Source organism: Halapricum salinum (assembly GCF_004799665.1).
Lineage (GTDB): Archaea > Halobacteriota > Halobacteria > Halobacteriales > Haloarculaceae > Halapricum > Halapricum salinum.
The window spans coordinates 1856190-1870361 of the sequence record NZ_CP031310.1; the positions used below are offsets into that span (position 1 = coordinate 1856190).

Annotated in this window: 11 protein-coding genes and 1 pseudogene; 3 read left to right on the forward strand and 9 right to left on the reverse strand. The window is 50.9% G+C overall.

Annotated elements, in window-relative coordinates; translation table 11 throughout:
* Positions 1–76: 76 nt before the first annotated feature.
* Positions 77–1123: a PDDEXK family nuclease gene (locus DV733_RS09315; protein ID WP_049994956.1), complete on the reverse strand. Its 1047-nt coding sequence runs from the start codon at positions 1121–1123 to the stop codon at positions 77–79.
* Between the two features lie 120 nt (positions 1124–1243).
* Positions 1244–1963 carry a DUF429 domain-containing protein gene (locus DV733_RS09320; protein WP_161569345.1) on the reverse strand — a complete coding sequence of 240 codons (720 nt, stop codon included), beginning with the start codon at positions 1961–1963 and terminating at the stop codon, positions 1244–1246.
* Between the two features lie 300 nt (positions 1964–2263).
* Here DV733_RS09320 and DV733_RS17865 point away from each other — a divergent pair.
* Both DV733_RS17865 and DV733_RS09330 read left to right on the forward strand, forming a co-directional pair.
* Positions 2264–2517 (forward strand): annotated as a pseudogene (locus tag DV733_RS17865) (calcium-binding protein).
* Between the two features lie 134 nt (positions 2518–2651).
* Positions 2652–3932: a PDDEXK-like family protein gene (locus DV733_RS09330; protein WP_049994953.1), complete on the forward strand. Its 1281-nt coding sequence runs from the start codon at positions 2652–2654 to the stop codon at positions 3930–3932.
* A gap of 456 nt (positions 3933–4388) precedes the next feature.
* On the opposite strand, the gene DV733_RS09335 is transcribed toward DV733_RS09330, so the two are convergent.
* Positions 4389–5696: a hypothetical protein gene (locus tag DV733_RS09335; RefSeq protein ID WP_049994952.1), complete on the reverse strand. Its 1308-nt coding sequence runs from the start codon at positions 5694–5696 to the stop codon at positions 4389–4391.
* A 513-nt stretch (positions 5697–6209) separates the two neighbouring features.
* Here DV733_RS09335 and DV733_RS09340 point away from each other — a divergent pair.
* Entirely contained in the window at positions 6210–6851 is a 642-nt protein-coding gene (locus DV733_RS09340) for a hypothetical protein (protein WP_136342320.1), read from the forward strand.
* A gap of 611 nt (positions 6852–7462) precedes the next feature.
* Here DV733_RS09340 and DV733_RS09345 read toward each other — a convergent pair.
* The 6 genes from DV733_RS09345 to DV733_RS09370 all read right to left on the reverse strand — a co-directional run bounded on the left by DV733_RS09345 (position 7463) and on the right by DV733_RS09370 (position 14117).
* On the reverse strand, positions 7463–8257 hold the full coding sequence (locus tag DV733_RS09345; protein WP_049994950.1) for a hypothetical protein: 795 nt from the start codon (positions 8255–8257) through the stop codon (positions 7463–7465).
* A gap of 500 nt (positions 8258–8757) precedes the next feature.
* Entirely contained in the window at positions 8758–9525 is a 768-nt protein-coding gene (locus DV733_RS09350) for a homing endonuclease associated repeat-containing protein (RefSeq protein ID WP_136342321.1), read from the reverse strand.
* Between the two features lie 59 nt (positions 9526–9584).
* A complete protein-coding gene (locus DV733_RS09355) occupies positions 9585–9887 on the reverse strand; it encodes a hypothetical protein (RefSeq protein WP_136342322.1) in 303 nt (100 codons plus the stop codon).
* A gap of 173 nt (positions 9888–10060) precedes the next feature.
* Positions 10061–11983, reverse strand: a complete 1923-nt coding sequence (locus DV733_RS09360) for an AAA family ATPase (RefSeq protein WP_079979524.1) — start codon at positions 11981–11983, stop codon at positions 10061–10063.
* On the reverse strand, positions 11973–12161 hold the full coding sequence (locus DV733_RS09365; protein ID WP_049994947.1) for a CxC ATPase DNA modification system associated small protein: 189 nt from the start codon (positions 12159–12161) through the stop codon (positions 11973–11975). The genes DV733_RS09360 and DV733_RS09365 overlap by 11 nt, the downstream gene beginning before the upstream one ends.
* Before the next feature lie 9 nt (positions 12162–12170).
* A complete protein-coding gene (locus DV733_RS09370; RefSeq protein ID WP_079979523.1) occupies positions 12171–14117 on the reverse strand; it encodes a DEAD/DEAH box helicase family protein in 1947 nt (648 codons plus the stop codon).
* Between the last annotated feature and the right edge of the window lie 55 nt (positions 14118–14172).

Below are 14172 nucleotides of genomic sequence, written 5' to 3' on the forward strand. Positions count from 1 at the left end.
GCGTCGAAGATCGCAGCCTGATAACGGACTACAATTTCCTGATTCACTCCTCAATCGGTGTTGAATCGTCACGCTCTCAGTCATCAGCCGTCTCATCTGCTTCACGGAGGTTCAGCAGTGTCCGGTCCCCGAACTCGGGATGCGTCCAGTATGCATAGCCGTTGAGTGGCTTATTCTTGTCCCTGCCAACGAGTCGGTTGAGGATCTCACGCGTCAGGCCGGTAAACGAATACTGCTCACCATTTTCAAGCCACTCGAGGTTGTTTTGCTGCCCCGTCATTCCTGTGACTCGAGCTCGCCAGTACTCGGCCGATGGATCCCATTCACGTTCGCTCTCGTCCGGAACCTTACTCTCGTCAAAAACAACGATGTCGCCTTGCTCTACGACCCCGCGCTCTAACAGTGCCGGCAACGTGAAGGTAACCGATGACTGTTTTTGCTTTTCCTGCTTCTCACGCCGTTTCGTCAGGTACTGTTCAGCCTCTGGAATCGGGATCACCTGCTGACTATTCAAAATCACTCGATCCCGGTGTTCGTAGGCCTGAATCCGAGTGCACGTGATATCCATATCGTATTCCTCAATCAACCACATCACCGGCGACGTAATCTCCGGACCGAAACTCCCGGCCACTAACAGGATTCGAGGCGTATCATCAAGCTCGAAATTCGCCCACCCATCATCCATGTACGGCACCTCATCGATGACACTCTGATTCAGAAACTCGGCAAACGTCTCACCAACCTCTTCGGGTGTGAACTCGTCTTCATTGCGGTCGTTCCAGAAGTCCCGATAATCCTTCTGAATTTCCTCAGCGGTAAGCGTCGCACAATAGCTCGCATACTTGATCGCCTGCAAATCCGTCGTCTGATCAGCTTTATCACGTTTCAGCTCTGCAACTACCAACTTCCCATTCGGGTCAATCGCCAAAATATCGAGTCGTTCACGTAAATCGGCGAACTTCGCGTACTCAGACGTAATCACCAGCAATTCTTCTCCCAACACCTGCGGCTCCTCAATCGCCCACTCCTGAAAATCCTCTCGTTCGAGAATATCAAGCTCACTGAACTCCTCCTCGGGGAGCCGTTCGAGTTCATCGCTGTCTTGATCCACTGAGAAGATCATTCAGCGGAATTACCAACGCAACCACTATATTAGTTCGTTCGAATTGCCGGCGGTTCCTACATATCCCATAGCCACCATGAGTTCTCTCATTCAAGACTCACTCTAACCGGTACATCGTCACTACTCCACGGAGATCGATGGAGTTTCGAAACCAGGGTAGTAGATTCTCGGATCATCAGATACTGGCTCACTCGGGACCGTGTCCAAGGAGCTTTCACGGGCAGCGACGGCGAGCACCATCGAATCCAAGATATCGTCTCGACGAACCTGCTTGAGCAGGTACTCTTCGCGGGTGTTTTCATAGAGGTTTACGGCGTTCTCGAGTACTTCACTGAGCAGATGCATTCGTTGCCCACGTCCACGGGGTGACGATTTCGGGTACGCGATCGGCTGCCCGTTCAGTGCTGCAAAACAGAGTTCCGGATGGCTCTCACGGACCACTCCGTCGTAGTGATCACCAACGACATCACGGACCTCCCGAATCTTCGGACTAATGTTATGGGCTTGTTGCGAGAGGCCATGCCCGATGTGTTCTTGCTGAGCGTCATTGGCATCTTCGTAGTCCTTCAGATCGACTGCGGCCGTACAAGGTGGAAAGAACACTGATGATTGCCGGCACCCAAGAAGTTCACGTGCCTCCTCGTCGCAGGCCCGCCGCATTTTGTCCGGAAGACCGATCGGGACGTCTACGAGAATCTGATGCGCGCCACTGTAGCTTCCTGTTATTTCACTGAACTCCTTATGCGTCTCTATTGTCGTGGATTTCTCTCCGAGTACCGTCGCGACCCAGCCAGCTGGACACGCATCAACCCCGACAGCAACCACAGTATCTGTACTCACACCTACAGTATCGTATGAACGTATCTAAACTCTTGTCGAGAACCCCAGTAAACACATCCAACGACTCTCGAACACTCCAGTTTATACCGCTTCATTTCCACCGATGTTGCCGACCCACTCGCGGGAGTCGATGCGTATTCACCGGTCGGGAGCAACCGGAACAAACTAGCTCGCTCCGGTTCTCAGTCGGCATCCGCCGCGGACGGTTCGACGCCCCAGTAGTCACCGAACGCCGCGAAGTGTTCCTGAAGCTCAGCTCGCCCAGCGGCAAGGTCCGCAGCCGATGCCACTGGCACATACATGATCCCCGGCGCATTGTTGTACTTGATAGACTTTCCCTTCAAGGCGCGCTGTACCACTGACGCGAGGAATCCCCGCTGAAAGAAGGCGAAACGGTACGGGTTGTCGGGATGGCGTCAACGGAGCCGACACCCAGCCAGCAGTATGTGACCGTCGAGTGGATGGACCGCGAACTCGGGGTGCCACTGGAGCAACTGGAACCTCCCGATGTCAACGACGAAACGAAGCAAGCAATCGAAGACTGGCACTACTGACTCGAACGCTGACCTCGATGTAGCCGGTTTCTCGTCCGGCCCATGCAACAAGGGTCCGGGGGTGGAAATCAGTCGAGCCGATAATTTGGTCGAAGGGTGCCGTTTTTTCAGGCGGCGATGAGTATCGTGAGAGTATGGCGACCGGTGAAGAGTTGACAGACCGGTTTCGGGAACTCCGGACCTCGCTTGAAGCCTTGCCAGAGGTGACGGAACCACCGAAACCGATGCTCCGGATTCTCGGCTCCGCACGGGCCGAACAGAAGTGGAATACCTTGCTGGCCTACTTTCTCGACCCGTCCCAGCCGCACGGCTTCGGTGCCGACCTGCTCAAAGCCTTTCTCGACAAGGCGGGCCAGGTGACGAATGAGGAGATCGACTACTACCACCGCGACATCGAGCAAGTCTCGGTCGAAACGGAGGTCACATCGCAACAGAACAACCGGCTCGATATTCTGATTCGCGCCCCTGACGAGTGGTTCATCTGTATCGAATCGAAGGTTGACGCTTCCGAGGGGAACCGACAGACAACGCGGTACGTCGAAGACCCTCACATCGGCAACGAAGAGAAAAACGAGTATCCCGAAGACGGGCGATACTACTTGTTCCTCTCAAAAGAACACGCCCCCGACTCATCGGCCTCCGGATTCGAGGACATCTCGTGGCGAGATGTGGTCGAGGCGTTCCAGACAGAACTGAACCTTTCACACGGCCAGTATCCCGAACGGAGCGTCAGTCAACTCGAAGATTTCCTGTCCACGATAATCACGGTGACCAACATGGAAGAAAACGATTTCGAGCAGATACAGAAAGAGAAGGTCCAGCTTCTCAGCGAGTACCGAAACGACATAGACGAACTGTTTGAGGCGGCAGAGTCACTGCGGAAGCGTGCTGTCGAAGAGTGGGCCGAGCTATTCCGGAGTCAGGTTGAAGACGAACTCTGGACAGATGAGTGGACAACTCGTAGTGAACCCAGAGAATGGGGATGCATTTTCCGACATGGATGGTATCTGGACAACGCAAATCTTGAGCCGACAACCATACACGATGAAACGACTGGCAACCGAGGGTTTAGACTCCATTTCAATCACTTGATTAGAAAACAGGAGTCCTTCAGCAAGGGGCAACTAACCTACAGATTGCGCTCTCCGACAAGGGTGGCCCTGCGTGACGAGTTCCACCGGCTCTACAACAGTGACCGATGGCAAGACGAACTTGAGCCGTTACTGAATGAGCGTGGCATCACAAACAAGGGGAACAAGCAGGACTACATGCTCAAGACATACGATGTGGACCAATCAGGCCTTCCCGAGAGCTATTTCGAGACGCTTGCTGTCGCGTTCGAGGAACATATCCCGGTCGCGGAAGTCATAGACCGGATAGTCGAGGAGGCCGTTGCGAACGTCAAGGACAACTGAACAGCACGGTCTGTTTGGAAAGCATTGTGTACCTGAGACGCTCTCACTACCCACAGGCCGGTCTGACGCGCTGGTGTCCCGACGTTGAAGTACCGGGCAAGACTATTCATCAGCATGACGCGCCGCTCCGAAACATGCCCCAACTGCGGTCACAATTTCAGCTACAACGAAGCAACCGGAACCGGTCCGTCAGAGTTCATGAGTGAAGGCCAATGTCCGAACTGCGGCCATCACATCAGGACACCGCCCGGAACATAGGCCAGTCAGTCTGTCGTCCTGATGTGTATACCCTGTGTCTGAGTATACCTATTTCTCCGTCCCATCAGCCGCCGACATCCACACCGCCCACCAAACACTGCTCAACCACTTCTCAACCTTCGGCGATCAGTACGGGACAGAGATCAACACCACAGACAGTAGATCACAGTAGATAACTCTCCTCACCCACGGTGCGAATCAAGCCTGTTCTTCGTCAGTGTCGTGCTGGAGTTCGCTGACGGCGTCGTCATCAACGACATCCTCAATATCACCATCGAGGTCTGTGTATCCATACGCGGCCCCTGCTGCCCCACCGAGTATGCTCGCCCGACTAGGGTCGTGTAGCTCGCCAGTCTGTTCTGCATAGCGAGCAGCCACTCTATGCCCCTCCATGACGGATTCGATGTCGAGTTCCGACAGCCATTTCGCATATGCCTCATCTACACTGTCATGATCCTGCCGGCTCAAGTATTCGAGTGTGCCCAGCGCAGCACCGGTTCCGTGACCACCAGCTCCGGGAGTTGAATCAAGCTTCGACCCTCTTCTCTTGGCGTCCATAGCAAGGGAAAGTGGATCAATCTTCGCTGGCAGTGAGTTCGGATTGGTACTCGCATAAGCACCGGTAGCTGCACCTCCGGCTAACAGAGCAGCGACCCCAACTGTTGTGGATATTGGAGCCGATACCGCTGCCGTTCCGAATCCAAGTACTGCCCCTAACGAATACTTCCCCACGTCTTTCGGATCAGCACCACGAGCAGTTTGAGTGACTCGCTGTCGAAGTCCGGTCACATCGACTTCCGGAGTAGCTACCAAGGACCTCGATTGCGACTCCGACACTTTGGTGGTCGATTTCTCAATGCCTGGTATCGCAGCCATCTGTTGTTGCAACTCGTCAAGAGAGTCGGCCTCGGCGACTGCTTGGTCGAAGCGTGTCGTCTCAGACCGGTCAGCAAATAACTCCGCAATGGCGTACAGAGCTGATTCAGCATCATCTGCTGCGGCAACTTCGGCATCTATCTGATCAAGGAATTTTACTGCGCTGGAAGCTTCAGAGTCTATCGAGTCACTGAGGTTGTGAGTGATATCAGTAACTGCATCGAACGTATCTTGTTCAGTACTCAAGACGAACTCGTATCGGTATCCTTGTACATCTTCAATTCTGAGTTCGTCGGAGCGCCAGTTTGAGGACTCGCTAACTGATGTGCTATCGGTAAAAGAGATATCGATAAGCTGCGGCTGTTCATCTCTGGGAAAGATCGCAACGACGCGCTCATCAGTGACAACAAGATGCCCCGAGTCGAACATTCCAGCAGAAATTTTCCATGACGTCCCGTCCACGCCTTCGATAATGCACTTCTTTACGTCACAAATGATCTCGGGTTTCTCATCCGGTTTCAAATAACTCCCCAGCGGCCTATCGTAGGACTCGTGTTTCGAGCGAAGCGTGTCGAAAGAGACAGTGTCGTGCTGAGCATCAAGCGCGATATCAGAGAATTTTTGACTCATCACATGATCGTTGACATTCGCTGTTGAGACGGCTCCTAACGGTGAGCCACAATCTGGACAGTATCGTGACCGTGGCACAGTCTTTTCACACTCCTCACAACGAGACCCAGGCATAGTAGGCCATTATCGGCGTACTACTTGTAATTTCAGTAGAACACACCGTGAGTCGTTACCCCACTCAGCTACAAGCATCTCAATCGATGTCTGTTGAGGGCCCACATGTCTGGGTGACGTATCCTGCTGTGACACCACCGAGGATCTGACCGTGCTCATCGTGGCACTGATTGAGTTCTGATGTGCACTCAGCTAGGGTCACTGCATTGTGTCTGGTGTGGGCTTTCCCACGATTTAAGGAAGACGCTTGGTCGTGAAATCTTGAGGATAGTGGCTCTACAGGGCGTCTTCGATCCCTGTTGTTTTATGCCGGCCACTCCCAGCTCCGACAGACAAAATATATTAGATATTTGCCACTTGCCCTTTTAACGCCTCGGATAAGAACATACCCTTGCTTCCATGACAGTAGCAGAAACGGACACCGATACAGCAGCACAGACCGCGTGCCACGTAGCCGTGGCCGTCGAGAAAGACGGATCGTACGAACTGGAGACGACCGAAGCTGAACACCTCGGCGTAACCGGAGACCCAGTCATCCGCAGCGACGCAAAAGCCCGCCCCGTCAAATACGAACTCCATCGCCAACGAATCAACGGGGACACGATCTACATCCTAGTCAAAATCGCCCGATATCGAGAGGATGGACCAGTACGGATCATCATGGGCATCGGCGACCTCGAAATCACGGGGTGCGGAGTTCGCAAGCGCAAGCTCGAAGACCGCCCTGAGCTCACGGATGACGACATCGACCGAATCAACACCTGGGTGGCAGAATACGAAGAAGACTTAGCGGCCTCCCTTGACGAAGCACCGATCGCCGTCGAACCACGGCGCCTCACCATGTGGGAAGAGTACCCGCCCGCCAGCAAATGGCGCGAACTCCGAAGCGAAATCGAGGCCAACCTGACCGATGAGGACTGGGACTACCTCCGCTCCGAAATCAGATCCGCAATCACAGTCTACGACCCCAGCGTCCACATTCCGTACCAGGAATACCAGGCCAAAATCGAGTTCAATCCTGACCTCTTGCTAACCGCCTGAAGCGCCGTGAACGAACACTCCGTACCGAGGTCGCCACCTCTTACTGCACTTTCTCGTCGGAAATACGGCGGAGAGCCACAGCAAACGCCATCGTGTCACGGGTTGAAAAGTCGATACAGATTTGATATCACCGGATAGAATAGGGGTATGTCACGTGTGAGAACCCCTGCGGAAATTCGACACGGACTTCCAGAAGTACCCGGCGAAGTGGCTGGTGTTCCTACAACATACAGAGATACATACAAGCAATTACGAGAGTTAGGAACCCGCGCCTACGATACTCGAGAGATCATCTATTACCGGAAGACCCTGACACAGGCAGAGCTGAAAAACGAACTTCGGAAGTACGGATATCAAATACAGCAAGGCCAAACACACGGCCTCGGAGACATCCTAAAGGTACTTGAAGACATCACGAACGAAATCGAACGAACCGGAGCAAAAAACCAGACGCAGATTACATGGATCGGCGATCGCACTTCGTCGAAATCACCTTCCATCCCCACACCGCCTGGGCACACATAGCCACCCACGTTCAATATTCCGCGCACCCCAGAGTCATTACGACGTGTTCCCGACAAATCGGTCTACTACACTATTGAGCCGATTACTTACTCAGTCGGTTCGACCTCGTGAATCCGGACCGAGTACTGCTCGGGCAACGCCTCGATAAGCACCCGGATCTTCAGCACCCGTTCGTCTGCTGCTAACGCTCGCATGCCGTCAGCCTGCGATCGCTGGAACGACGCCTCCCCCGCCTTGATTTCACAGTAATACCGTTCAAGCACCTCACCGCCCCACCCATCCTTAGCTTCGACAACACAATCCGGAACCCATCCCCCAGTTTCTGGCGCCTCCGCAGCTGACCCCTTCCCGCCCCGATACACATCCACATTCAACCCCCAGTCCAGCTCAGCTTCGTCAATCTCCAAATCCTGCCGCACGAAATACGTAAGTGCAAACGGCTTCGGCCCGGCTAATAGGACAGCCTCTCCGAGCGCCCCGTACAGATTCGCGCCCACATCGAACGTCCACGTCTCCCCGTCCACCGCCGCCGGCTCCTGAACCGACGGATTATGATCCGCCAGCAAGTACGCATCGACATCTCTGGGCTCGTTCGCCGGCGCCGCCTGCACCCTGAGCGCCCCACCCGACGCCGACAGCTCCCGCGCATACGCCTCCGCTTCTTCCCGCGACCCGAACTCAAGCAGTCGCCCCCGCCTTTCGACGACATCACGCACCTCGCGATTCACCTCCAACGCCCCGTCTTTAACCTCAAGACCAAACCCCGTTCGCTCCCCTGGCTCGACTGGCACACGGTCTGACTCCTCATCCGCATTCTCCGACGCAACGACATCGCCATCCACAAACCGCAACTGAAACGACTCCGCATTTCCATCACTCATCACTCAATCACTCACCTATCCTTCTTCACCTGCAATCTTCATGACATTGTCCATCCTCATAGCCGATCACTTTGCTAGCCCCCCACTGGCTTCACCTCCCATTCACGGCACCGTGATTTCCGGGATCGAAGGCCACTCCTGAGCGGTTTAGCAGTTGGCGCCAGATACGGGTGGGCACCCACTCGAATGACCGACACAGCGTCGAGGGAGCTAGGAACGTACTTCAGGCAAACTGCAAAACGGCACGAACCCGGTCCATCTCACTCGCCCAATAGACGATTTCGTGGCACGCGCGTCCATGTGAACACGGAGAAAATGTAGCATCAGGTTCTTTCAGCCGGGTCGCTCACCACCGTGGGGTGGCAGCACGGCGCTTTTGACCGAGCGATACCACTTGCTTAACGAAGCGGAAGAGTGGCATAAATACATACACTCTTCCGCTTCGTTACCACCTTCAGAGCGACGCTATCCTACCGAAGTCACCGGATTCAACAGAGCAGTCATATCTTATCCTCCTCGATAGCCTTCCGAAGCCGATAAGCCACGGAAGAGGAAACCTGACCCAACTCATCAGAGCTACCACTTTTCGCGTCGTTGTCCGATTCAGACGGAGTACCGCTACCGGAAGCAGTCGGATCAATTGAACTTGTGTTGTTTGCTTTAGAGACCTCCTCCTTAGCCTCACTCCAACTACCGAAGAATTGAGCATACATCGTTGCACTGTATGCTCCCAAGTCGTTCATTTCCGACTGTGTTGGGAGTTCTCCGAGTTCGTCTTTGACTCGTTGAAGCTCAGTAAGTAGCTCTGTCCGCTTATTAATTCCAGCCGCAGCTAACGCCTCATTCCATGTTCCAAATTCGTCTTGATAATCAGCATGAGTGAATCGTGATCCGTGTCGCAGATCAGAGGGATACGGTAGTTTACCTTTGTCCGCGAAGATCTGATTAAGTTCTGCAATCATCTCATCACGAGTCGTCTCTTCTTCATTACCATGTGCCGAACCTACGGTCGTATTCTCATCCCCCTTTGTTGGAGAACCAGTTTGAAGTAACTCTGGTAGGTCCCTCCTCGTCGCCTCCTCCGGAAGAATCCCCGCGCTCTGGTATGCTTGAAAAAGATCTCCAAAGGCATCTCGGTAGTCCTGATGAGAGTATTCAGCATGTTCATTGATTTCGGCGGCGGTCAAAAGCCGATCAAATTGTTGGACAAGAGCTACTAATTCGATAACGAGATCCCGCTTTTGTGCATCGAAATCTGGCGAAGTCATATAATCAATCCAGATTGATGATTATCGTATCACTGTGCCTATCTGAGTACACTATTCGATCAGTATCCTTGATCAACTTCTAATAATAGATCATAGTACTGCTCGAGAAATTCACCGAGTTGTGGAGGAGCAGGAATCTCACTCCGGATGATTTTGAAACCACGCTCAGCATAACAATTCAGCACTGTAGCGCCGCGGTCTGAAAGACGGGTAACTGAGGTAGAATCAAGCATCTCAAGCATAAGGCCTTGAACCTCCTGTTCGTTTTCCCAAGGGATCCCTTCTCGCTCAATTTCAGCTACAATTAGCGCCCCGTAGATCTCATATTTCTGGTTATCGTAGTCTTGGATCACCTCAGTCATGAAGGGGTCCTCATCAGGTTCCTCACTTTCAGGAACCCTGCTTCGAGCCTTAATACCTACAAGGGCAGATAGATAGTATTGGTCCCAGAGTGTGTCGAAGGTTCCGCGGGTGCTATTTTTTTGTATTTGTCCGAAATACCGTCGAGCATCGGAGCTAAGTTTGAAAGGCATTGTTAGGCTTCAATTTCCTCCTCTTCCTCGGATTGGAATTCCATGAAAGTGTCTTCTGATGTGTGTTTTACAACTTCGCCGGGAGTATCGGTCTTGTGGACTGTCAGGTATTGGATATCATCTGAATCCAACTCGCTAACAAACCGTTCTCGTTCGGGTGAGATTACGAAGATCACCAGTTGATCAAATAAGTTCGATATTATATGTGCCACCTCTTCCCGTTTATCGTAGTCGATGCTCACGGCGGGACTGTCAATCACAAACGGAACATCAAGCTTTGAGTCCTCGAACAACGTAGAGAGGTATGCGTATGCGATTGATAGGCTCTGGCCTTCGGATGTTCCATCACGTCCTTCGACAATGATCGAATTGTCGATATCCTCCACTTGAACTCGTGAATATCCGAGAATTCGCTCAAGTTTGTGGTTGGTTTCCTCAATCTGTTTATTCTTTAAGGATTCAAGACAACGATCAATAAATTCATCGAATATCTCTTCAAGCAAGTCAGCCTTTTTGCCGAAATGGACTGTTCCGCTGGCCTGGCGAATCTGCTTTTCGTACTTATTTCGTGTATGCTTGCATAGTGGGATATTATCTTTCCAATCAAGGCCTAATTGCTCTTGTAACGCCTTATCATTCGTAGTCAACGCTTCCAGAACCTCTTCTTTCTCCTCCATTTCCTTCTGTTGCTTTTGTATTTTATTAGACAAATCTTCCAATTTCTCGTTTAGATCTTTATCATCAACATCTAGAGATCCACGTTCGTGCTGATAGCCAGCTAACTCAGAACGTTTTCCTTCTAATTTGTCAAATTCCTCCTCAAAATCTTTCGTATCGGGGATTGACCGGAGATGGTCTTTCAATGAATTTAGCACACCAATATCGTCTTCAGAGAGATATTGATCAGCATTCTCTCGGATTGCTTCACGCTCTTCCTCTCCAATCGGTCGGTTACAGATACATTGCGTACTTTCTGCTAGCTCAGTAAAAAATTCCTCAGATGTAGATTTGGGGAGTTGCATGATATTCATGTTCTCTAAAAGTTCCTCTAAATCATCGTTAATGTCTGGGTCCAACTGACTTGGATATCGCATCTCATCTAACAAGGTTTCAGTCCTCACCTCGAGTTCAGACTTGAGTTCGGTGATGTCTTCACCAAGCTCATTATATCGGTCAAGTTGCTCTTGATTCTCCGCTAAGATTTCTTTTCGTGTGGTTTCAAGTTCCTCTATATTTGAACCGTGTTCCTCAATCTCACTCTCTAACTTACGCTTTTGTCTCAGTAGTGCTTCCAATCTCTTCTCAGCATTCTCTAACCGAGTCTTGATATTTTTGAATCCTTTCTCTGTAGTGACGTTCTCGTCATCTTGTTGCTCCTTGACGACCTCTCGAATCTGGTCGCGTTGATCTTCGAGTCGATTGAGAAAGTTCACTATCTTAAGAGCGTTTTCAGCTTCATCACTACCATGCTGAATAAATTCCTCGGTGAGTTCACCATTGAATACGAATAAATCGACAAATGACTCAGTTATAGTATTCTCAAGTCCCGTGGGGAGGTAATGACCGGGGGTGTCACCACCACCAACTTCTTCCGGTTTGATATGTCGATAATCGAACTCGCCCATTTCATAGTCGAGTTCCAACCGTAGCGTAAACAGCTCGTCCTCAAACTCCAGATCGATTTCAAATGCACCCTCAATCGCTTCAAATTCGGGGGGTCGATAAGACCGAACTTCATCTGAAGAGAGATCAGCACCCAACAAGGTGGTTCGGATAAGCTTCATCGTCGTCGTTTTTCCGGTCCCATTAGGCATCTGAACCAACGAAATATGATGTGGTTCATCCCCCTCTGGCGAAAAATCTAATTCCAAATTTTCGAATTCTCGAATATTCTCGTATCGAATCCCCCTGATTTTAAGATTCATCGATTTTGTCCTCCTCGGGTAGTTCTACGTTATTGATGAGCCGTTTCAGTGATGTCTCGCCAATGTTGTTCTCAACAGTGTTCATATAGAAAGTCATGAACCGGTCTTTGAATTGCGCAGGTTGGTCGTATTCATCCATTACCTCGCCGGCAATTTGTCGGAGTTCGGTTTCATCCATGCTAGTATACTACTCCCTTGTTTTCACCTCACTTAAATCTGTCAGCCATTCGTATCGTCCTTTATCAGGTGGTTCGTGATCACTGTCGCTATCATCCTCGAGGTCACTCCCAACGACAAAATCAACAATTGTTGCCGTCTTGTTAGGGTTGTCAGGATCTGTCCTTAGAGCACGACCAATGCGCTGAATTGTTGTCCGTCGCGATCGGTCAGAGGTGAACAAGATTATGTTCTCGACTGACTTTATATCGATCCCCTCCGATATAGCACGACTTGAGACAAGCGTGCTGATTCGGCCATTTGAGAAGTCCTCCAGATTTTGCTCGTCATCAACCCCGTAATAGGTTCGGTAATCCCGAGTGTAGTTGTGAATGATTTCTTGAACTTCTTTTCCATATTCCATAGTCTCTACAAAAATCAGACAGTTTTCGAGGACCTCAGAATTCTTTTGGAGATATTCTCGGAAAACTGGGAGTTTTTCTCGCGATTGCTTGCGAACTCTGGCAAGCATCATGTAGAGGCGAGATTTTGGCGTTGCCGGATTTTCTTCTTTCAACGCTTTATATCGACCGAATGCATCTTTCTGCTTTTGTTTGTCCTCTTCAGAAAGTTCATACAAAAGAGGGTCGTACTCTAGTTCACACAGGATGCCACGTTGAATAGCATCATCCAACCCGAATTCGTAAACGACTGGTCCTACTTCTTCAAGCAAGAATTCATTTCGGGCCTCATCGTACGGATCTAGTGGTGTAGCACTGAGGCCGAGCCGATGGGGAAATACATCAAGCTCCCCCTCCAGAGCCTCCCGGCGAGTCTCTGATCCCATGTTATGGACTTCGTCGGCTATTAGAAGCGTGGAGCCAAGTTTCCCTTTTCGGTCACTTGCGATGCAATCACTGAGTTCGTCATATGAGATGATTAGCGCCTCTACTTTATTCTGATTAGGTGTTAGAAACGACCCCATCTGTTTTTCACCACCATACTGCTTGTAGATCCGCATTTCACTGGGCGAAAATCGGCTTAAGAGTGTTTCATACCACTGGTCAAGCAGATCGTTTCCATAGGTCGCAATAACCACGTTAGAAACGTTATCCTCGCGGAGCAATCGGTCGAGGATTTTTAAAGATGTTCGCGTCTTCCCGGTCCCTGTTGCCATATCAAGAATGCCGCGTCCTTCTTCCATGAAGCGGTCTACAGCGACTTCTTGGTGTCGCCAGCGGTAGGCACTTTGAAGTTTTGTTGATTCAGAAGGTTCTTGATATGGGCGATTCCTATCCCGGAGATCTGCGATTTCCAATGCAATGCTGTCCGGGAGTGAAAGACTATATACACCGCTCTTTTTGTTTTCCCATATTTTGTCAAATCGGTTCTCATGGAGAGTTACCCGCTCATCATCAACTTCTGCTGTCCAATCTTTGAAAATAGTGTACGATTCATAGTTTGCAAACGCCTGGCTGCTGTCATTCTGTGAGCCGTGGAATGCGATCCTATCACCGTGTTTGTCAACGATGATTCCCCACTTGTCATGAAAATCCCCCTGAGGATTCTCGCTTGGAAGAGCGATTCGTAATTCCAATAGCCCATCGGCGATCATCCATGCAATCGTGTTCTTTGTATCTTTCTCAAGCCCTTGTTCGATATCAGTGACCAGATGTGCAAGGCGGTCATATAATTCTTGATCCCGTTTCGCTTTCTCCCCCTTGTTCAGTGCTTCCCAATCTTCCTCCTCCAGATGGGGGCTAATAAGCCACTTCGCAGAGCCGCCGTTCTCTGCCAATCCTCGGAGACCTTCAGCAGCATATTTGAACCAATTGCTGGTAAAATACCCAACTCCTCGTTTATATTCGGTTGCGACACTCAAAACCGGATTATAGAATTCGTTTGCGAAGTCCACTTCAGAGGTTTCAATTATGTGCGGTAGATCAATATTTTGTAACCGCTGATATTCGTTTGACATTCACCAATAAGTCTCTGCCGTAGTTATTCAAGCTTTCCCACAAGAGTACTGGACA